At 60.2% G+C, this 22,868-nt stretch carries 10 protein-coding genes; 6 read left to right on the plus strand and 4 right to left on the minus strand.

All coding sequences use genetic code 11. The features are described 5' to 3' along the window. The first annotated feature begins 14 nt into the window (after positions 1-14). The 3 genes from ACIOMO_RS15010 to ACIOMO_RS15020 all read left to right on the plus strand — a co-directional run bounded on the left by ACIOMO_RS15010 (position 15) and on the right by ACIOMO_RS15020 (position 15,676). Complete coding sequence (locus ACIOMO_RS15010) at positions 15-13,013, plus strand: non-ribosomal peptide synthetase (protein ID WP_401241638.1); 12,999 nt, start codon at positions 15-17, stop codon at positions 13,011-13,013. Between the two features lie 193 nt (positions 13,014-13,206). Next, entirely contained in the window at positions 13,207-14,031 is an 825-nt protein-coding gene (locus ACIOMO_RS15015; protein WP_401241640.1) for an alpha/beta fold hydrolase, read from the plus strand. Between the two features lie 121 nt (positions 14,032-14,152). Further along, entirely contained in the window at positions 14,153-15,676 is a 1,524-nt protein-coding gene (locus ACIOMO_RS15020) for a hypothetical protein (RefSeq protein ID WP_401241643.1), read from the plus strand. A gap of 48 nt (positions 15,677-15,724) precedes the next feature. On the opposite strand, the gene dsbG is transcribed toward ACIOMO_RS15020, so the two are convergent. The 4 genes from dsbG to ACIOMO_RS15040 all read right to left on the minus strand — a co-directional run bounded on the left by dsbG (position 15,725) and on the right by ACIOMO_RS15040 (position 19,896). Next, the gene (gene dsbG, locus ACIOMO_RS15025; RefSeq protein WP_401241646.1) at positions 15,725-16,495 is read right to left on the minus strand and encodes a thiol:disulfide interchange protein DsbG; all 771 of its coding nucleotides are present in this window, start codon (positions 16,493-16,495) and stop codon (positions 15,725-15,727) included. Further along, entirely contained in the window at positions 16,471-17,352 is an 882-nt protein-coding gene (locus ACIOMO_RS15030) for a TlpA disulfide reductase family protein (protein ID WP_053122220.1), read from the minus strand. Before ACIOMO_RS15030 ends, dsbG begins: the two co-directional genes overlap by 25 nt. Further along, on the minus strand, positions 17,352-19,085 hold the full coding sequence (gene dsbD / locus ACIOMO_RS15035) for a protein-disulfide reductase DsbD (RefSeq protein WP_400648352.1): 1,734 nt from the start codon (positions 19,083-19,085) through the stop codon (positions 17,352-17,354). Before dsbD ends, ACIOMO_RS15030 begins: the two co-directional genes overlap by 1 nt. Positions 19,086-19,188: 103 nt before the next feature. Next, entirely contained in the window at positions 19,189-19,896 is a 708-nt protein-coding gene (locus tag ACIOMO_RS15040; protein ID WP_053122216.1) for a hypothetical protein, read from the minus strand. A gap of 271 nt (positions 19,897-20,167) precedes the next feature. Here ACIOMO_RS15040 and ACIOMO_RS15045 point away from each other — a divergent pair, with 271 nt between their 5' ends. The 3 genes from ACIOMO_RS15045 (at position 20,168) to ACIOMO_RS15055 (ending at position 22,854) form a co-directional block, all read left to right on the plus strand. Next, entirely contained in the window at positions 20,168-20,848 is a 681-nt protein-coding gene (locus ACIOMO_RS15045; protein ID WP_053122214.1) for a response regulator, read from the plus strand. After that, complete coding sequence (locus ACIOMO_RS15050; protein ID WP_401241651.1) at positions 20,848-22,170, plus strand: ATP-binding protein; 1,323 nt, start codon at positions 20,848-20,850, stop codon at positions 22,168-22,170. The genes ACIOMO_RS15045 and ACIOMO_RS15050 overlap by 1 nt, the downstream gene beginning before the upstream one ends. Positions 22,171-22,368: 198 nt before the next feature. Beyond that, positions 22,369-22,854, plus strand: a complete 486-nt coding sequence (locus tag ACIOMO_RS15055) for a GNAT family N-acetyltransferase (protein WP_401241654.1) — start codon at positions 22,369-22,371, stop codon at positions 22,852-22,854. Positions 22,855-22,868 lie beyond the last annotated feature (14 nt).

Consider the following 22,868-nt stretch of genomic DNA (forward strand, 5'->3'; position numbering starts at 1 on the left):
AGGCAGGAAACCTCATGACCGACGCGTTCGACATCCCCAGCACTCTGGTCCAAGCCCTCCAGCGCCGCGCGGCCCTGACGCCGGATCAACTGGCCTTGCGTTTTCTTGCCGAAAACGAAGAACAGGCTGTGGTGCTCAGCTATCGCGAACTCGATCAACGCGCGCGCACGATTGCTGCCGCATTGCAGGCTGAGGCGGGATTTGGTGATCGCGCGGTGTTGTTGTTCCCCAGCGGCCCGGATTACGTCGCGGCGTTTTTTGGTTGCCTGTACGCGGGCGTGATCGCAGTGCCGGCGTATCCGCCGGAATCGGCGCGCCGTCACCATCAGGAACGTTTGCTGTCGATCATCGCCGACGCCGAACCGCGTCTGCTGCTGACCAGCGCCGACCTGTGCGACGCCTTGCAGCAGATCGAAGGCGCGCCGCCGCTGTTGTGCGTCGACACACTCGACAATGCGCTGGCCGAAAACTGGGTTGAACCGAACCTGCCGCCAGAGCACATCGCCTTCCTGCAATACACCTCCGGCTCGACCGCGTTACCCAAAGGCGTGCAGGTCAGCCACGGTAATCTGGTCGCCAACGAACTGTTGATCCGCCACGGTTTCGGCATCGATGTGAACCCGGATGATGTGATCGTCAGTTGGCTGCCGCTGTATCACGACATGGGGTTGATCGGCGGTCTGCTGCAACCGATCTTTAGCGGCGTGCCGTGCATTCTGATGTCGCCGGCGTACTTCCTCGGTCGGCCCCTTCGCTGGCTCGAAGCGATCAGCCAATACGGCGGCACCATCAGCGGCGGGCCGGATTTTGCCTATCGCTTGTGCAGCGAACGGGTCAGCGAATCGGCGCTGGAGCGTCTCGACCTGAGCCGCTGGCGCGTGGCTTATTCCGGTTCCGAACCGATCCGCCTCGACACCCTGGAACGCTTCGCCGACAAGTTCGCCGCGAGCGGTTTCAGCGATAACAGTTTCATGGCCTCGTACGGTCTGGCCGAGGCCACGCTGTTCGTCGCCGGCACCCCACGCGGCACCGGCATTCCTGCACTGCGCGTGGACGATCAAGCGCTGGCGCAAAATCGTGCCGAGCCGGGCGATGGTTCCCCGATCATGAGTTGCGGTATCAGCCAGCCTGAGCACGCGGTGCTGATCGTTGAGCCCAATACGCTCGTAGAACTCGCCGACAATGCCGTCGGCGAAGTCTGGGCGACCGGCCCGAGCATTGCCCTCGGTTACTGGCGCAACCCCGAAGCCAGCGCCAAAACCTTCGTGCAGCACGCTGGCCGCACCTGGCTGCGCACTGGCGACCTGGGTTTTATCCGCAACGGTGAACTGTTCATCACCGGTCGCCTGAAAGACATGCTCATCGTGCGCGGCCACAACCTCTATCCGCAGGACATCGAGCAAACCGTTGAACGTGAAGTGGAAGTGGTGCGCAAGGGCCGCGTTGCTGCATTCGCGATCAATCAGAATGGCGAAGAGGGTATTGGCATCGCTGCAGAAATCAGCCGCAGCGTGCAGAAAATCCTGCCGCCGGAAGCGTTGATCAAAGCCATTCGCCAAGCCGTGGCCGAGGCGTATCAAGAAGCGCCGAGCGTGGTCGTGTTGCTCAATCCCGGCGCACTGCCGAAAACCTCCAGCGGCAAATTGCAGCGCTCGGCGTGCCGCAATCGCTTGGCCGATGGCAGCCTCGACAGTTACGCGGTGTTCCCGTCGAGCGCCACTGAAACTCAAGAATCGATAGCCAGCGCCTCCGAACTTGAAACGCTGATCGGCAAAATCTGGGCTGAGCAACTCAACGTCAAACAGGTCAACGCCGACGATCACTTCTTCCTGCTTGGCGGCAACTCGATCGCCGCCACGCAAGTGATCGCCCGTGTTCGCGAAGTACTCGGTCTGGAGCTGAGCCTTCGCCTGCTGTTCGAAGCGCCGACCCTCTCCGCGTTTGCCGCCGCAGTCGCCCAGCAACAACAGGACGGCGGCAGCGCGCAAGGTGAAATCACCGCGCTGTCACGTTCCGAGCCGATGCCGCAATCGCTGGCGCAAAACCGCTTGTGGATCACCTGGCAACTCGACCCGCACAGCAGCGCCTATAACATTCCCGGCGGCCTGCGCTTGCGTGGCGAACTCGATGAAGACGCACTGCGCGCCAGCTTCCAGCAATTGATCGAGCGCCACGAATCCCTGCGCACGCGTTTCTTTGAACGTGACGGCGTAGCGCTGCAACATGTCGATGCGGCTGCCGATTTCAACCTGCAATTGATCGACATCAGTGACCTGCCAGCCGATGAACGCGAAGCCCGCGCGCAGCAGATCCGCGACGACGAAGCCCGCACTCAGTTCGATCTGGAGAAAGGCCCGCTGCTGTGGGTGACGCTGGTGCGCCTTAACGACGAAGATCACCAATTGCTGGTGACGATGCACCACATCATCGCTGACGGTTGGTCGCTGAACGTGTTGATCGACGAATTCTCGCGCCTGTACGCCGCTGCCTCGCAAGGCGCAACGGCCAACCTCGCGCCGCTGCCAACCCAATACGCTGACTACGGCAGCTGGCAGCGCCAATGGCTGGGGCAAGGAGAGGGCGAGCGGCAACTGGCTTACTGGAAAGCGCAGTTGGGCGACGAGCATCCAGTGCTGGAGCTGGCCACCGATCATCCGCGCTCGGCGCAACACAAACACAGCGCTGCACGTCACACCGTGCGTCTGGACGGCAGCCTCAGCGAGGCGATTCGCAACACGGCGCTAGCGCATCAATCGACACCGTTCATGCTGTTGCTCTCGGCGTTCCAGAGTTTGCTGCATCGCTACAGCGGTCAGCGTGATATTCGCATCGGCGTGCCCAACGCCAACCGTCCGCGCCTGGAAACTCAAGGCCTGATCGGCTTCTTCATCAACACCCAAGTGCTGCGCGCCGAGATCGATTCGCGCCTGCCATTCGTTGAGCTGCTGGCGCAAACCCGCCAAGCCACACTCGGCGCGCAGGCGAATCAGGATCTGCCGTTCGAACAACTGCTCGAAGCTTTCCCGCAGGCCCGCGAACAAGGTCTGTTCCAGATCATGTTCAACCACCAGCAGCGCGACCTCAGTGCGCTCAAACGCCTGCCGGGTTTGCTCGCCGAAGAGTTGCCGTGGCACAGCCGCGAAGCCAAGTTCGACCTGCAATTGCACAGCGAAGAAGACCGTAATGGTCGCCTGACGTTGTCCTTCGACTACGCCAACGAACTGTTCGACGCCGCGACTATCGCGCGACTGGCCGAGCATTTCAGCAACCTGCTGCGCGCCGTCTGTGAACGTCCAAAACAAGCCATCGGCGATCTGCAACTGCTCACCGTCGGCGAGCACGATCAGCAGACAAACTGGAGCGTCGCACCGTGCGCCCCGGCACAACAATGGCTGCCCGAACTGCTCGCCGAACAAGCGCGGCAAACCCCGCAACGCACCGCGCTGGTGTGGGAGGGCGGTAGCCTCGATTTTGCCGAACTGCACACGCAAGCCAACCGCCTCGCGCACTATCTGCGCGACAAAGGCGTCGGCCCGGACGTTTGCGTGGCCATCGCCGCCGAGCGTTCGCCACAACTGTTGATCGGCCTGTTGGCGATCATCAAGGCCGGCGGCGCTTACGTGCCGCTGGATCCGGAATACCCGGCTGATCGCCTGGCTTACATGCTCAGCGACAGCGGCGTCGAATTGCTCCTGACTCAAACCGAACTGCTCGGCCGTTTACCGGCCAGCGACGGCGTCAGCGTGATCGCCATGGACGCCCTGCACCTGGAAAACTGGCCGAGCCAGGCACCGGGTCTGCACTTGCACGGCGACAACCTTGCGTACGTGATCTACACCTCGGGCTCCACCGGCCAGCCGAAAGGCGTCGGCAATACGCATGCGGCACTGGCCGAACGTCTGCAATGGATGCAGAGCGCTTACGCGTTGAATGAAACCGATGTGCTGATGCAAAAGGCGCCGATCAGTTTCGACGTCTCGGTGTGGGAATGCTTCTGGCCGCTGATCACTGGCGCGCGCTTGCTGATTGCCGGCCCCGGTGAACACCGCGATCCGCGTCGCATCGCGCAACTGGTGCAAGAGCATGGCGTGACCACGTTGCACTTCGTACCGCCGCTGCTTTCGCTGTTCATCGACGAACCGCTGAGCGCCGAATGCACCAGCCTGCGCCGCGTTTTTTCCGGTGGTGAAGCGCTGGCTGCTGAACTGCGCAATCGCGTGTTGGCGCAACTGCCGGCGGTGCAATTGCACAACCGTTACGGCCCGACTGAAACTGCGATCAACGTCACGCACTGGCATTGCAGCACCGCCGATGGCGAGCGTTCGCCGATTGGCCGACCGCTGGGCAACGTGATTTGCCGCGTGCTCGACGCTGATCTCAATCCCGTACCGGCCGGTGTGCCGGGTGAGTTGTGCATCAGCGGCATTGGTCTGGCTCGCGGTTACCTCGGTCGTCCATCGTTGACCGCTGAACGCTTTGTGGTTGATCCATTGGGCGAGCGGGGCGCCCGTTTGTACCGCACCGGCGACCGTGCACGCTGGACATCTGACGGCGTGCTCGAATACCTCGGTCGCCTCGATCAGCAGGTCAAACTGCGTGGTTTCCGTGTCGAACCGGAAGAAATCGAAGCGCGGTTACTCGCTCAGGACGGCGTCGCTCAAGCCGTGGTGCTGGTGCGCGAAACCGCTGCCGGCGCGCAACTGATCGGCTACTTCACCGCGACCGATGCCAGTGAACATCACGACAAACAAATTGCTCGTCTGAAAACCGCACTCGCCGCCGAACTGCCGGAATACATGGTGCCGGCACAACTGATGCGCCTCGACGCTATGCCGCTCAGCCCCAGCGGCAAACTCGACCGCCGCGCCTTGCCCGAGCCGCAATGGCAAGTGCGTGAACACGTCGAACCGGTGACCGAACTGGAACAACGGATCGCCGCGATCTGGCGCGAAGTCCTTGGCCTCAGCCTGGTCGGTCTGCGCGACGACTTCTTCGCCCTCGGCGGCCACTCGCTGCTGGCCACGCAAATCATCTCGCGCACCCGTCAGGCCTGCGACGTCGAGCTGCCGTTGCGCGCGTTGTTCGAGCACAGCGAACTCGGTGATTTCGCCGAACAGATTCGCTTGATCCAAGTCAGCGGCCGCACCAACAAACAGCCGCCAATCGCCAAAGTCGACCGCAGTAAACCAGTGCCGCTGTCGTACTCGCAACAGCGCATGTGGTTCCTCTGGCAGATGGAACCGGACAGCCCGGCGTACAACGTCGGTGGCATGGCGCGCCTGCGTGGCGTGTTGCACGTCGAGCGTTTCGAGGCCGCATTGCAAGCGCTGATTCTGCGCCACGAAACCCTGCGCACGACGTTCCCGAGCGTCGATGGCATCGCCCGTCAACAGGTGCATGCCGAGACCGGCGTGCGCATGGGCTGGAAGGATTTCTCGAAAATTGCCGCCGATCAGCGCGAGCAACAGGTTCAGCAATTCGCCGATGAAGAAGCGCATCGGCCGTTCGATCTGGAAACTGGCCCGCTGCTGCGCGCCTGTCTGGTGAAGACCGCCGAGCACGAGCATTACTTCGTGCTGACCCTGCACCACATCGTCACCGAAGGCTGGGCGATGGACATCTTCGCCCGCGAACTCAGCGCACTGTACGAAGCGTTTGTCGATGATCGCGATTCGCCGCTGCAACCGCTGCCGGTGCAGTACCTCGACTACAGCGTCTGGCAGCGCAACTGGCTGGAATCCGGTGAGCGTCAACGCCAACTCGATTACTGGACGGCGCAACTCGGTCGCGAACATCCGCTGCTGGAATTGCCCGGCGACCGCCCGCGTCCGCCGGTGCAAAGCCACCAGGGCGAGCTGTTCCGTTTTGACCTCAGCGACGACCTCGCGACGCGGGTTCGTGCATTCAATGCGCAAAACGGTCTGACCCTGTTCATGACCATGACCGCCGCGCTCGCCACGCTGCTTTACCGCTACAGCGGGCAGACCGATCTGCGCATCGGCGCGCCGGTGGCCAACCGTATTCGTCCGGAAAGTGAAGGGCTGATCGGTGCGTTCCTCAACACCCAAGTGCTGCGTTGCCAGCTCGACGGCATGATGTCGGTCGGCGAATTGTTCGAGCAGGTTCGCCACACGGTGATCGAAGGGCAATCGCACCAGGATCTGCCGTTCGATCATCTGGTTGAAGCCTTGCAGCCGCCGCGCAGTGCCGCGTACAACCCGCTGTTCCAGGTGATGTGCAACGTGCAGCGCTGGGAATTTCAGCAGAGCCGCATGCTCGCCGGGATGACCGTCGAATATCTGGCCAACGATGCGCGGGCGACCAAGTTCGACCTCAACCTGGAAGTCACCGAACTCGACCATCGTCTCGGTTGCTGCCTGACGTACAGCACCGATTTGTTCGACGAACCGACCATCGCGCGCATGGCCAAACATTGGCGCAATTTGCTCGAAGCGCTGATCGCCGATCCGCAACAGCGCCTCAGTGAATTGCCGCTGCTTGACGCGCCCGAGCAACAGCAGCTGCGCGACAGCCTCGGCATCGAGCCGGGCGAGCATCGTCTCGACCAGTGTATTCATCACCTGTTCGCCGAACAGGCACTGGCGCGCAAAGACGCACCGGCCCTGACTTTCGCCGGGCAGACTTTGAGCTACGCCGAACTCGACGCCCGCGCCAATCGTCTGGCCTGGGCGTTGCGGGCGCGTGGCGTCGGCCCGCAAGTGCGGGTCGGTCTGGCGCTGGAGCGTTCGCTGGAAATGGTCATCGGCCTGCTGGCGATTCTCAAGGCCGGCGGCGCGTATGTGCCGCTGGATCCGGAATACCCGCTCGACCGTCTGCATTACATGATTGAAGACAGCCGCATTGGGCTGCTGCTCAGTGATCGCGCGATGTTTAAAGCGCTCGGCGATCTACCGTCGAGTGTGGCGCGTTGGTGCCTGGAAGACGACAGTGCAGCGCTCGCCGATTACCCGGCCACTGAGCTGCCGTTTATCAGCCTGCCGCAACATCAGGCTTACCTGATTTACACCTCGGGTTCGACCGGTAAGCCGAAGGGCGTGGTGGTTTCCCACGGCGAAATCGCCATGCACTGTCAGGCCGTGATTGAGCGGTTTGGCATGCGCCCGGACGACTGCGAACTGCACTTCTATTCGATCAACTTTGATGCGGCGACTGAGCGTTTGTTGGTGCCGCTGCTCAGCGGCGCGCAAGTGGTGTTGCGTGCGCAAGGTCAGTGGGACGCGGAAGAAATCTGCGGTTTGATCCGCACGCATAAAATCAACGTGCTCGGTTTCACCCCGAGCTACGGCAGCCAGTTGGCGCAGTTCCTCTCGACGCAAAACGAGATCCTGCCGGTGCGGATGATCATCACCGGCGGTGAAGCGCTGACCGGTGAACACCTGCAACGGATTCGTGCAGCGTTTAAACCGGCGATGTTTTTCAACGCTTACGGCCCGACGGAAACCGTGGTCATGCCACTGGCCAGTCTGGCGCCGGAGGTGCTGGAAGAGGGCGCCGGCAGCGTGCCGATCGGCAGCGTGATTGGCGCGCGTGTCGCGTACATTCTCGACGCCGATCTGGCGCTGGTGCCACAGGGCGCGACCGGTGAATTGTTCGTCGGCGGCGCGGGTCTGGCGCAGGCGTATCACGATCGTCCGGGCATCACTGCTGAGCGTTTTGTCGCGGATCCGTTTGCCGCTGACGGCGGACGCATGTACCGCACCGGCGACCTGGTACGCCAGCGTGGCGATGGCTTGGTTGAATACCTGGGCCGGATCGACCATCAAGTGAAAATTCGTGGTTTCCGCATCGAGTTGGGCGAAATCGAAACCCGTCTGCTTGATCACGCTTCGATCCGCGAAGCCGTGGTGCTCGCCCTTGATGCGCCAAGCGGCAAACAACTGGTGGGCTATCTGGTGACTGAAGTCGCCGAGCAAAGCGAAGCCAGACAGGCTGAACTGCGCGAAGCCCTCAAGTCGCACCTCAAGACACAACTGCCGGATTACATGGTGCCGACGCACCTGATTCTGCTGGCGAGCATGCCGCTGACCGCCAACGGCAAACTCGATCGTCGTGCTTTGCCGGCGCCGGATCCGGAGCTCAATCGCCAGGATTACGTGGCGCCGAGCAACGAATTGGAACAGACCCTGGCGCAGATCTGGTGCGCAGTGCTCAATGTCGAACAGGTCGGCCTCAACGACAATTTCTTCGAACTCGGTGGCGACTCGATTCTGTCGATTCAAGTGGTCAGCCGCGCGCGTCAGCAAGGCATTCATTTCAGCCCGCGTGATCTGTTCCAGCATCAAACCGTGCGAACCCTCGCCGCCGTGGCCAGTCGCAGCGAACAAGTGACAGCGGAGCAAGGCTTGGTGACCGGTGAATCGCGTCTGACGCCGATTCAGCATTGGTTCTTCGACACGGAAATTCCGGAGCGTCAGCACTGGAATCAGGCGCTGTTGCTGGAGCCAACCGTGGCGCTGCAACCGCATCGTCTGGAGCAAGCGCTGCTGGCGGTGATCGAGCAGCATGATGCCCTGCGTCTGCGCTTCACCGAGGCCAACGGCGTGTGGCAAGCGACGCACCAACCGGTGTCGGATGCGGCGGTGTTGTGGCAAGTGCGCGTGCCGTCGATGGAAAAGTGTGAAGCGCTGTTCGCCGATGCGCAGCGCAGCCTCGACCTTGCGCAAGGCCCGCTGCTGCGTGCCGTGCTGGTCGACGGCCCGGAAGCTCAGCAACGCCTGTTTATCGCGATTCATCACTTGGTGGTCGATGGCGTGTCGTGGCGCGTGATGCTCGACGATTTGCAAACCGTGTACCGCCAACTCGACGCCGAGCAAGCGGTGAAACTGCCAGCAAAAACCAGTGCCTTCAAAGACTGGACCGCACGCTTGCAGGCCTACGCCGGTAGCGAATCCCTGCGCGAAGAACTCAACTGGTGGCAAACCCAGTTGGCCGGTCAGAACGCCGATCTGCCTTGCGAAAACCCGCAGGGCGGCCAGCAGAATCGTCATGCACAAACCGTCAGCGTGCGCCTCGATGCCGAGCACACCAAACAGCTGCTGCAACAGGCGCCTAGCGCTTATCGCACGCAGGTCAACGATCTGCTGCTGACGGCACTGGCCCGCGTGCTGTGCCGCTGGAGCGGTCAGCCATCGGCGCTGATTCAACTGGAAGGCCACGGTCGCGAAACCCTGTTCGACGAAATCGACCTGACCCGTACCGTCGGCTGGTTCACCAGTGCTTACCCGCTGCGCCTGACCCCGCACAACATCGAAGAGGCCGCAGGGCAGGGCGCTTCGATCAAGGCAATCAAAGAGCAACTGCGCGCGATACCGCACAAAGGTCTGGGCTATGGCGTGCTGCGTTATCTGGCCGATGATTTCACTCAGCGCAGCATGGAGGCGCTGCCGCATGCACCGGTCACCTTCAACTACCTCGGCCAGTTCGACCAGAGCTTCACCAGCGATGCACTGTTCCGTCCGCTGGATGAGCCGGTTGGCGCTGCCCACGATCCGCAGGCGCCATTGCCGAATGAATTGAGCGTCGACAGTCAGGTGTATGGCGGTGAATTGCTCTTGCGCTGGACGTTCAGCGCCGAGCGTTACGACGCGCAAACCATCCACGATCTGGCCGATGCCTATCTCGGTGAGCTGCAAAGCCTGATCGGCCATTGCCTGCAAGACGAGGCCGGGGGCCTGACGCCGTCGGACTTCCCGCTGGCCAAACTGACTCAGGCGCAACTCGATGCCTTGCCGGTGCCAGTCGCGCACATCGAAGACGTCTATCCGTTGACGCCGATGCAGGAAGGCATGTTGCTGCACACCTTGCTCGAACCGGGCACCGGTCTGTACTACATGCAGGATCGCTACCGCATCAACAGCGAACTCGATGCCGAGTGTTTCGCTAATGCATGGCAAGCGGTGATCGCCCGTCACGAAGCGTTGCGCGCTTCGTTCTGCTGGAACGTTGGCGAAGACATGCTGCAAGTGATTCACACACCAGGTCGCACGCCAATCGAATATCTGGACTGGAGCGAAATCGCCGAAACCGAGCAGGAACCAAAGCTGCAAGCGCTGCTGAAAAACGAGCGTGAGGCCGGGTTCGATCTACTCAATCAGGCGCCATTCCATCTGCGCCTGATCAAGGTCGGCGCGGCGCGTTACTGGTTCATGATGAGCAATCACCACATCCTTATCGATGCCTGGTGCCGCTCGTTGCTGATGAACGATTTCTTCGAGATCTATACCGCTCTGGGTGAAGGTCGCGAAGCGCAATTGAGCACGCCGCCGCGTTATCGCGATTACATCGGCTGGCTGCAACGCCAGAGCCTCGCCGAAGCGCGGCAGTGGTGGCAGCAGAACCTGCAAGGGTTCGAGCGCACCACGCCGATCCCGAGCGACCGGCCGTTCCTGCGCGAACATGCCGGCGAAAGCGGCGGCATGATCGTCGGCGACCGCTACACCCGCCTCAATGTCGAGGACGGAGTGCGTCTGCGTGAACTGGCGCAGGCGCATCAGTTGACCATCAACACCTTCGCCCAAGCGGCGTGGGCCTTGGTGCTGCGACGCCTGAGTGGTGATCGCGACGTGCTCTTCGGCGTGACCGTGGCCGGGCGGCCGGTGGACATGCCGGAGATGCAACGCACCGTCGGTCTGTTCATCAACAGCATCGCGCTGCGGGTGCAGATGCCGGCAGACGATGAACGCAGCAGCGTGCGGCAGTGGCTCAGCGCTTTGCTCGACAGCAACATGCAACTGCGCGAGTACGAATATCTGCCGCTGGTGAACATTCAGGAACAAAGCGAATTGCCGAAAGGCCAGCCGCTGTTCGACAGCCTGTTCGTCTTCGAAAATGCCCCGGTGGAAGTCTCGGTGCTGGATCGCGCGCAGAGCCTGAACGCGACCTCGGACTCCGGACGAACCCACACTAACTTCCCGTTGACGGCGGTGTGCTACCCGGGCGATGACCTAGGTCTGCACCTGTCGTATGACCAGCGTTATTTCGACGAATTGACCATCGAGCGCATGCTCGGCGAGTTCAAGCGTCTGCTGCTGGCGCTGGTCGAGGGCTTCCATGGCGACATGGCTGATCTGCCGCTGTTGGGCGCTGAGGAGCAGGATTTCCTGCTGCACGGTTGCAACCAGAGTGCCCACGATTATCCGCTGGAGCAGAGCTATGTGGCGCTGTTCGAAACGCAGGTTACCGCGCATCCGCAACGCATCGCCGCGACGTGCCTTGATCAGCAACAGAGCTACGCCGAGCTGAACCACAACGCCAACCGTCTCGGCCATGCACTGGTCGCGGCGGGTGTGCATATGGATCAACCGGTGGCGTTGCTCGCCGAGCGCAATCTCGACCTGCTCGGCATGATCATCGGCAGTTTCAAGGCGGGCGCGGGTTATCTGCCGCTGGATCCGGGTCTGCCGAGTCAGCGTTTGCAACGCATCATCGAGCTGAGCCGCACGCCGCTGCTGGTGTGCAGCGAGGCGTGTCGCGAACAGGCGCAGACCTTGCTGGATGAATTCAGCTGCGCCAATCGTCCACGGCTTCTGGTTTGGGAAGAAGTGCAGGCTTTGGCGTTATCGTCAGCGAATCCTGGCATTTACAGCGGCCCGGACAACCTCGCTTACGTGATCTACACCTCGGGCTCCACCGGCCTGCCGAAAGGCGTGATGGTCGAACAGCGCGGCATGCTCAATAACCAGTTGAGCAAGGTGCCGTACCTGAATTTGAGTGACGCCGATGTGATCGCTCAGACCGCTTCGCAAAGCTTCGATATTTCGGTCTGGCAGTTCCTTGCCGCGCCGCTGTTCGGCGCGCGAGTGGACATTGTGCCGAATACGATTGCCCACGATCCGCAAGGTCTGCTGAAGCATGTGCAAGCGCAAGGCATCACCGTGCTGGAGAGCGTGCCGTCGCTGATTCAGGGCATGCTCGCCGCGGATCGCCTGAGTCTCGATGGCTTGCGCTGGATGTTGCCGACCGGTGAGGCGATGCCGCCGGAGCTGGCGCATCAGTGGTTGCTGCGTTATCCGCAGATTGGTCTGGTCAACGCGTATGGTCCGGCGGAATGTTCCGACGACGTGGCGTTCTTCCGGGTCGACATGGCTTCGACGCGCGGCAGTTATTTGCCAATCGGCACGCCGACCGACAACAACTTGCTGTATCTGCTCGATGGCGCGCTGGAACTGGTGCCGTTGGGTGCGGTGGGTGAGTTGTGTGTGGCGGGCACGGGCGTCGGTCGCGGCTATGTCAGCGATCCGCTGCGCACGGCGCCGGTGTTTGTACCGAACCCGTTCGGTGCGCCGGGCGAGCGTCTGTATCGCACCGGAGACCTGGCGCGGCGGCGTAGCGACGGGGTGTTGGAGTACATTGGCCGCGTCGACCATCAGGTGAAAATTCGTGGTTACCGGATTGAGCTGGGTGAGATCGAAGCGCGTCTGCATGAACAGCCGGAAGTGCGCGATGGCGCGGTCGGTGTGCAGGAGGGCGTCAACGGCAAGCATTTGGTTGGTTATCTGGTGGCGGCCGATTCGGCGTTGAATTCGAGCGAACGCCTTGAGCGGATCAAGCAGCGTCTGCGCGCCGAACTGCCGGAATACATGGTGCCGTTGCACTGGTTGTGGCTCGATCAACTGCCGCTGAATGCCAACGGCAAACTTGATCGCAAAGCCTTGCCGGCGCTGGAGATCGGTCAACTGCAGAGTCAGGATTACCTGGCGCCGCGCAATGAGCTGGAGCAGACGCTGGCGGACATTTGGGCCGAGGTGTTGAAGGTTGAGCAGGTCGGTGTGCGCGATAACTTCTTCGAACTGGGCGGGCATTCGTTGCTGGCCACGCAGATCGCTTCGCGTGTGCAGAAATCCTTGCAACGAGACGTGCCGCTGCGAGCGATGTTCGAGTGCAGCACGGTGGAGGAGTTGGCCGAGTACATTGACGGGCTGGCGGCGAGTGACATTACCGAGGAGAAGGTGGATCGGTTGAATGATCTGATGGCGGAGCTGGAGGGACTGTAAAGATCAAAAGATCGCAGCCTGCGGCAGCTCCTACAGAGAACATCGCGTTTCCTTGTAGGAGCTGCCGCAGGCTGCGATCTTTTTGCTTTCCGGCGTCAGCGACTTCAACACAAACCGCATCATTTCCCCGATTGACGACAACCAGCCGGCAGCTCAGTCTGCCGGTTCTGTTTTTTACCGCGCAGGTGAATCGATGCCCTTCTTTACGGTTGACGGACAAGCGCTGCATTACATTGATCAAGGCACCGGCCCGGCGGTACTGCTCGCCGGCAGTTATCTGTGGGATCAGGCCATGTGGGCGCCGCAGATCGCCGCGCTATCGCCACACTATCGGGTGATCGCCCTCGATCTGTGGGGCCACGGCGAGTCAGGCCGGCTACCGGAAGGCACCCCCTCCCTCGATGACATCGCCCGGCAGGCGCAGGCCTTGCTCGATCATCTACAGATTGGGCAGGTCACTCTCGTCGGATTGTCGGTCGGCGGAATGTGGGGCGCACGTCTCGCGCTGGCGGCACCGCAGCGGATCAACGGGCTGGTGCTGATGGACACCTACCTCGGCGTCGAACCGGAACCTACCCGCCAGTACTATTTCTCGCTGTTCAAGCAAATCGAAGACACCGGCGAAATCTCCGAGCAACTGCTCGACATCGTCGTACCGATCTTCTTCCGCCCGGGCATCGATCCGCAGTCGCCGCTGTATCAAGCATTTCGCGCGAAACTGGCGGCGTACAGCGCAGATCGCCTGCGCGAAAGCATCGTGCCGATGGGGCGCATCACCTTTGGCCGCGAAAATTTGTTGCCGCGTCTGAGCGAATTGGACGCTGCCAGCACGCTGGTGCTGTGCGGCGATCAGGACAAACCGCGACCACCGTCAGAGGCAAAGGAAATGGCCGAGTTGATTGGTTGCCCGTGGGCGCTGGTGCCGGAAGCGGGGCATATCTCCAATCTGGAGAATGCGCAGTTTGTGACGGAGGTGTTGTTTGCCTTTTTGTCTGAACAGAACCGTTCCGTCGCCTGAACCACCTTTCTGCATCCCGCGCTACTGTCAACTCTGACAGTAGCGCGGCTCTCTCGAACAGGCATCAAATGGCTTCGCCCGGTGTGGGCTGAATCGTGTGATCGCCGACAGGAGAGTCGTCATGTCAAATCAATCAGCAAATGATCCTGAACTTCCGGTTCCATTGGTAGTAGATGCGTCGTACAACTCGACTTTGTCCCCTGGCAAGGCGTTGAGCGGTACAACTGTACGAATTGATTTTCCGGGGCTCAGTACCGCACATACTGTCCGGCTCTTTTGGGCACGGCCCGGCCATATCGAGGAATTTACCACCCAGTCGAAGGGCGCTTCACTTCCCGCAGAGGTGTTTATTTCAGCGTCGCTCGTTGGTCTATCTGTCGGTAAAACCGTGCAGGTTTGGTATGAGGCAAGTTCGGGCGGGGACGTGATGCTTTCTCACAAACTCGATCTGACCGTAGAACACATTCCCCCCGCCGATTTGCCGGAACCGCGGTTACCCGATGTCGTCATGATCGAAGGTACTGTATTTCTGGACATGCGCAGGTTCTCAGGTAACGCGCGTGTGCAGCTTGCCCCTTGGTGGCTCATCGAACTGGGGCAGCAGATGTGGATCAGCGTAGTCGGGCAACGCAATTATCCTACCCATGAAACGCTGGAGTTGGTCACTGCGCGGCAAGTGACCTCCGAGGAGGTCAGCAACGGTCTGGAATTGACCATTGATCGAAGCTGGTTGAGTGGACTCGACGATAAATCGGCTTTGACGCTGAAGACGTTTGTTACGTACGACAAAGGCTCGAACATTGACACCGCGCATGAATTGCCACGCTGGACCAATATTTTGCTGAAGTCAGATACCGATTTACCGGCACCTACCGTCGAACAGACGTTGAACGGTGTGCTGAACCCGGAACTGGTCTCGGAAAAAGTGACCATCGTTATCAAGTACGACGGCATGCTTTCCAATGACAGGATCAAGCCGCTATGGCGTGGCACTTCTGGTGAAGGATCTCCTGAGCTGGACGTGGTTGATGGCAAAACTGCAGGAACTGTCGAAGTCGCCGTCAGCGCATCGGCAGTGGCCGCCAATGAGGGTAAGACAGTCGAAGTGAGCTACACGGTTGAGCGCGATGGCATCGAGCGACCGTCACCGATCACTCGAGTAACGGTGCAGAAGCAGCGCTATGTTCATGTAGAAAATTTTGATGATCAGGAAGTGAAACTTGTCAGTGCCGCTGACAATTACACTTTTACCCTTCCCACAATGTCGATCAAGTTGCTTGAGGGCGCAGGATCGGCAGGCATCATGCGTTTTGGTTACACCACTGTTGGGTTCATTGAAGAACTTTCTTTTGGCATGTGCATCAACTCGAGCATGACAGCGCCACCCCAACGTATTCAGTTTGACTTTCCGGCAGATTACGAGCGGATTTCGTTCACGTGGGCCCATCTGCACCATAAAGGTATCGTCGAATACTTCGATGCCAATGGTGCATCCCTAGGGAGGGATGAATACCACGGCGTCAATGAGGGTGGTGCCCTGCATCAATTGATCGACTTCGTCGCGCCTGCACAGTCACGTATCAAGTCCATGAGAGTGACGTGCGAGGACTTTAGCTTTCTCGACTTCTTCACAAAGTGCGGTTGATCGTTCCTGCCACAATCGAAGCCCGCTGTTTATAGTGGGCTTTTCTCATTACTTAGGCCCGAGAATCTGCGCCAATTTGTCCGGTGAAGGCGCACCTTGCTGTTGTTGCAGCTCGCCCTTGGCATCCATGTAGAAAATCGCCGGGGTGGCCTGCAAATCCAGGTCTTCCATCAACTGCATGTTCGCCGCCAGTTTGGTTTGCACGGCTGCGGGAATATCTTTCAAGGCTTTGAGCGAGCTGCCCTTGCCAGCCTTTTCGTGATCTTCCAGGGCTTTGGCCGGGTCTTTTGCGGCCAGCAGTGCAGCGGATTTACCCGGGCTGTCTTCGCGGATGATCCCGACCATGATGTGGCGCAATTGCACCTTGCCGGATTTCACCCAGGGCCGCGCCTGTTCCCAGAACATGTTGCAGTACGGGCAGTTCGGGTCGCTGAACAGATACACGGTACGCGGTGCATCTTTGTTGCCGTCCTGAATCCAGTTGCTCGCCTCGAACTTGGCCCAGACTTCCTTGGCCATTGGCGCATAGACCAGTTTCTGCAACGGTTCGCTGCTCAAGTCCTTGCCGTCGGCGTCGTACATATTGCCGAGAATCACGTGTTTGCCGTCCGCGGTCAGGTACAGCGCCATGCCGCGATTCTGGTATTGCGCTGCATAGCCGCGCAAACCGTCGGGGGCATCGAACTGGCCGACGATTTTCGCGCCTTTGGCTTCGATCTGTTTGATCGCGGCCGGCAGTTCTTCAGCGGCCTGCACGGTCGGCAGGTGCAACAGGGCAGTGCCCAGAGTCAGCGTCAGCAGGTGGCGGAGGCGGGGCATGGCAGTTTCCTTGCAGAGTTGACCGTCGCTGCGGCCGGATTGGGACTTGAAGGCGCGGTGTCGAAGTTTTCCAGCGCGCGCGCCAGGCTGGCATTGGACAATTCACCCAAGTGGCTGCCCAGCAGGCGGCCATCAGGGCTATAGAACAGCGTAGTCGGCAAAGCCATGGAACCCACGGCTTGGCCGAGTCGGCCGCCGCGATCGAACAACACGTTGTTCAAACTCAGGCCTTGGGTTTCGAGAAACGTCGCGACGCTTTGCATGCTTTCCGCCTGATTGACGAACAGGAAGGTCAGATCCGGGCGTTGCTGCTGAGCGTTTTCCAGCACCGGCATTTCCCGTCGGCACGGCGGGCACCAGGTCGCCCAGAGGTTGATCACCAGCGGGCCACCCTGATAATCGCTGAGTTTGACCGTCTCCCCGGCGGCATTGCGCAGGGCAATGTCCGGCAGGCGCGTGCCCTGTTCGTAAATGTTCAGCGACAGCGTCGCCAACAGCCAGAACACCACGCCACTGGCCACGCCAAAACCCAACGGTCGACGCAAGCCCGGACGACGCCAGCCGCGATACAGCGCTGCCAACAGCAAAACGATCACCCCCGGCCAGGCCAGAAAACCACCATCGCGCAGGTCGATGATTTGCCACGGGTCATTGCGGTAGTGCGACCAGTACATCAGCACAAACGCGATGCGCGCGGCCAACATGCCCAGCAGAAACAGACTGAACAGCGCCGACTCGGGGTTATCACCGCCGCGCTTGGCCACCCGCCAGCCGACAAACGTCGCCAGCGCCAAAGCACTGATCAGCAGCAGGTGGTTAAGCGCGATGGCAAAAGTGCCGAGGGTGAAAGTCAGCATTAATTGGCGTCCCGGGTGGTGGCCCAGCGTTGCAGGAAGGTGTCGGCATCGACTTCGCCGGTGATGCGCTGGCTGCGGCGTTCTTCGCCGTCAGTGCCGATCCAGACAAAACTCGGTGGCCCCGGCACTTTGTAACGGCTAAGCAGTTCGCGGCTGGCAGCGTTGTCGGCGGTGACATCGAGCCTGAGCAGACGCACATCACTCAGCGCCTGCATCACCTTGTCTTTGCCGAACACCTGTTTCTCCATGACTTTGCACGACACGCACCAATCGGCGTAGTAATCGAGCAGCACCCACTGGCCCTTGGCTTTCGCAGCATCCAGTTCGCTTTGCAAAGCGACAGGATCCTTGATGGTGGTGAACGCCTCATGACCATTCGGTGCGGCGCTTGCGGTGCGACCGGCACTGTAAACCTGCAGTGGTTGGTACGGATCATCACTGCCACCCGCCGCGCCGATCACCAGCAAACTGCCCCACAAACCCAACAGCAGTGCAGCGGCGCCGAACATCTGCGCAACTCGGCCAAAGCCTTCGGATTGTTTCCAGGCGCTGTAAGCGGCGATCAACAGCAGCGCACCGCACAGGCCCAGCCACAACGACGGATCCAGCACCGGACGCAGCATCAGCAACGCGGTAGCAAGAAAGAGGAAACCGAACACGCCTTTGAGCAGGTTCATCCACGCACCCGGTTTCGGCAGGAAGCGATTGCCGACAGTCACCAGCAGCAACAGCGGCACACCGATGCCGATGCCCAGCGAGAACAGAATCAAGCCACCGTGCAGTGCATTGCCACTCTGCGCGATATACAGCAGCGCTCCGGCCAGCGGCGCTGTCATGCACGGGCCGACCAGCAAACCGGACAACGCGCCAAGCACGCCGGCACCGATCAGGCTGCCACCACTGCGACTGCGTGAGGCGTGTTCAAGACGATCACGCAGCGCCACCGGCAGTTGCAGTTCAAAGAAGCCGAACATCGGCAACGCCAGCACCACGAAGATCGCGGCAAAGGTGCCGAGCAACCAGGGGTTCTGCAGCCACGCTTGCAGGTTGGCGCCGAGCAGCGCGGCAATCACGCCCATCGCGGCATACACCAGCGCCATGCAAATCACATAACTGCCGGCCAGCGCGAAACCTCGACGCGGAGTGGCGCCGCTGCCGACGACCATACCCGCCAGAATTGGCAACATCGGCAACGTGCAAGGGGTGAAGGCCAGCAACAGACCAAGGCCGAAGAACACCAGCAAGCTCCAGCCCAGCGCGCGCTGTTGCAGGCTGCTGGCCAAGGCTTGATCCGGTGCTTCGGTACTGGCGGCGACGGCGGCTTTGCCCCCCAGATCAATCACGCGGGTTTGCGGCGGGTAGCACAGGCCAGCATCGGCACAGCCCTGATAGCTGACTTTGATCTGGCCGCTGGCCGAGGCCGGGATTTTCACCTCCAGGCCTTGGCGGTAAACCGGTTGCTCACCGAAAAACTCATCGCTGTGGGATTCACCTGTTGGCAGCGCTGGTTGTTGTTCGGCGGTCAGCCCATCGAATTTCAGGCGTTTCTGATACAGGTAGTAGCCGTCAGTGATTTGCCAGAACAGCTGGGTTTCACCGGATTCCAGGCGTTCGGAGGTGAGCACGAACGCCTTGTCGACCGGCAAAAATTCCGGTTTTGATTCGAAAGGATTATTCCCGGCCTGGGCCAGGCTCGAAATCAGCAGTGCAAACAAAAGAAAAAAATGACGCATGGAGGAGCCTTGTCCCTGTGCAAGTGTGGCGAACAATGGGGGCTAGAGATTAACCGATGATTAACCTCGCCCGGTAACCCGCCAGACGCCGCATTTGCCCGGATCAGTCGCGTAACAGCCCTGGCCAATTGCCGTCGTTGACATCGATCGGACCGGCGAGAAGCCTGAATGTCATCAGGTTGTATCGCAGGTACTGATTACCTGTGAGGAAAATGTAGTAGTAACTGTCAGCCAGTGATCGGTCGTTTTGTACTGCAGTAATCATCCTGTGCTTATACGGTTCAAGTCCTGGCCAGGTGTCGTTAGTGATGTCTTTGTGAACTAAATGATGTTTAGGCGAAGTCAGATCCAGAGAGAGATAAGAGCCATCATTCAGCAGAAACTCAAAACCCCGAGGTCGCAGTGCAGTTTCACGCCAGGTGCCAGCGATAATGCGCTCGAAGTAGGGCGCCAGCATCGACCATGGCGATTTCGACAGGGGCATGAAACTGTTGACTCTGTCAGCGTCCTGATCGTATTTGCAGACCATGGGTTGCGCGCCGTCGAGGTAGAAAAACCACAGGATATCGGAGTCAAACCCCAGATATTCAGGGGTTTTAAAACCAGTGGTGGTAAATCCGAAGCGTAAATCCTTTGCGTGGGGATGGAAGTCATGCCAGTTGATGGCATTGGGCGTAGTGGGATGTCCATCAATAACCCGGTTGTCCTCGATGTCGAAGCGGGAGTAAGTATTGGTATCTTTGAAAAAGAAATAGATTTTGTCCTTGCCTGCGCGCCAGTCGACCGCTACAAAGTTTTTTAGTTGGGGCATGATTGTGTCCGGATTTAAAGTGATTAACAGAGAAGTTGCTGTTTTCGACAGTAATCCAGTTGTGATTAAAAGCACGGCAGTCTGTTATGCGTTTTGTTTCTGTAGCGGAATCAACCAGACGGTTTTAAGCAATTGCCGGCTGAAAAAGTACAATCAAACCGGGGGCTCCAGGCCCTATTTGCCTCTGCGCTTCTCGCCAGGCATAGCGCACGCCATAATTGCCACTTAATCTTTCTCTGTTCGAATCGCCTTTTTTGCTCACGGAGCTCCCATGCACGTACTGGTTTGCGAAGACGACGAGCTGATCGCCAGCGGGATCGTTGCCGGTCTCACGGCTCAGGGGCTGACCGTTGAGCACGTCAACACCGCGTCGAAGGCGCGGGCGATGCTCAAGGTCGCGGAATTTGACGTGATGGTGCTCGATCTCGGCCTGCCCGACGAAGATGGCCTCAAGTTGCTGCAACAATTGCGGCAAAGCGGCCTGGAGATTCCGGTGCTGATTCTGACCGCGCGCGATTCGGTCACAGACCGCGTCGACGGTTTGCAGGCCGGCGCCGACGATTACCTGCTCAAGCCCTTCGATCTGCGCGAACTGTTCGCGCGTCTGCAAACCCTGTTGCGCCGCGTCGCCGGTCGCAGCGTCAATCTGATCGAGCACGGCGCACTGACCTACGACCCGAGCAGCCGCGAAACCATGCTCGCCGGGCAGCCGGTCGATCTGTCGCGACGCGAACAATCATTGTTGCAAGCCCTGCTGCACAATCGCGGCCGGGTGCTCTCCACCGAGCAACTGAAAGACAGCGTCTACGGCTTCAACGACGAGTTGGAAAGCAACGCGCTCAACGTGCACATCCACCACCTGCGCAGCAAACTCGGCAAAGGCATCGTCGAAACCGTGCGCGGTCTGGGCTATCGCCTGGGCCCGGCGGATGGCGGAGATCAAGGCAAGTGATGAGTCTGCGACTGCGCCTGAGCCTGACCCTCGGCGCCGCGTTCACGCTGATCTGGGCGCTGGCCGCGGCCTGGATGCTCAGCGACCTGCGCAACCAGATGATGTTTTCCCTCGACCAACGCCTGGTGGCGTCGGCGCGCATGGTCGCCGGGTTGCTGGAGCAATTGCCGACACTGCCAAGCAAAGGCGAGGGCACTCACTTCAGCGCGGAACAACTGAACATTCCCGGCGGCATGGCGTGTCAGGTCAGTTCGTTACGCGGGGAAATTCTTGCCCGCAGCCACAATAATCCTGAGCAAGCGCTGGAAGCCGAAAAAATGGGCTTCCACGATCAGATGATCGACGGCGCGCCGTGGCGCAGTTTTACCCTCGCACGCGGCGATGTGCGCATCACCACGGCGGATCGGCAGATTGAGCGCGAAGCGCTGAACATGTCGATTCTGCTCGCCGCTTCAGTGCCCGTGGGCGTGGCGTTGCTGGGTTGCCTTTGCCTGCTGTGGCTGGGCATCGGTCAAGGATTGGCACCGCTCAATCGACTGCGCGAAGCGTTGATGCGGCGTAATGCCGACTCGCTGGAACCGTTGCAGTTGCAGTCATTTCCCAGCGAATTGAAACCGCTGCTGGATACGCAGAATCAGTTGTTCCAGCGCATTGGTAAAACCATCGAGCGCGAACGCCGTCTGACCGGTGATGCGGCCCATGAGCTGCGCAGTCCGCTGACGGCAATCAAGACTCACCTGCAAGTCGCGCGCATGACCGAGGGCAGCGCTCGCGATCAGTCACTGGCGCGGGCCGAGGAGGGCGCTGACCGATTGCATCGAACCCTTGAACAATTGCTGTTGCTGGCGCGGGTTGAGGGCAGTTTGTCGTTCGACGACGGCTCGCAATGCAGTGCCGAGCAAGTCGCCCGACTGGCTATTCAAGATGCCACTGGCGGTGAACGGCTGCGGATCAAACTGCAACTGCCTGCCCAACTGTCGGAGGCGCCGTTGCAAATGCCGGCGGTGCTGGCGATTGCCGCGTTGCGCAATTTGCTCGATAACGCGCTGCGCCATACGCCGGAAGATTGCGCGGTGGAGGTGAGCATGGAGACCACCGGCAACCGCGTGCGCTTTGTCGTACGCGACCATGGGCCGGGCATTGCGCCGGATGATTTGCAGCATCTGACCCAGCGTTTCTGGCGCAATGGTCAGAGCACCGGTTGCGGCCTCGGTCTGGCGATTGTTCAGGCGATCGTCCAGCGTTGTGATTGCGCCCTGCATTTCGACAGCCGCGCGGATGGTTTGCGCGTTGAACTGAGCATGCCGCTGCAACCTCTCTGATACCACTCCCCCTGTAGGAGCTGCCGAAGGCTGCGATCTTTTGATCTTGATCTTGAAGAGCAAAATCAACAGATCGCAGCCTTCGGCAGCTCCTACAGGGGTTACTCATTAAATGTAACTTCTTGGCGGTCGCTATCCGTTGGTGTGAGGGTTAAGGTCAGCCCCAGCTTTATCTCAATGGATTGAGGAAACTGCGCCATGGAAGCATCCATCTGCATTCGTCCCGCCACTCTGGCTGACGCCGGCATCATCGGCCGCGTCATCGAACGTTCTATCCGCATCGGTTGTGCACTCGATCATCGCAACGACCCCCGACGGGTAAGCGAATGGATTTCCCGGCAGTCAGCTGAAGACATCAGCGCCTGGTTCGCCAACTCGCAGCTCTACCTCAACATCGCCCTGCTCGACGACAAACCGATCGGCGTCGGCATGGCCACAGCGAATGGCGATATCACCTTCTGTTACGTGCAACCGGAGTGCTTTCGACGCGGTGCAGGCAGGGCGCTGATGACCGATCTCGAAGGCTGGCTACGCATTCGCGGGGCGATCCACATTCAACTCAACAGCACCCGCACCGGTGAGCCGTTTTATCGCCATCTGGGCTACCGCGAATCGGCGCCAGCCCTTAACGACAAAGGCCTGCAGACGCAGCCCATGAGCAAGCCGTTGGCAGACTCCAGCTGACAACTCGATCAAGG

The sequence above is a fragment of the Pseudomonas sp. NPDC087804 genome, from assembly GCF_044742965.1.
Taxonomy (GTDB): Bacteria; Pseudomonadota; Gammaproteobacteria; order Pseudomonadales; family Pseudomonadaceae; genus Aquipseudomonas; species Aquipseudomonas rustica.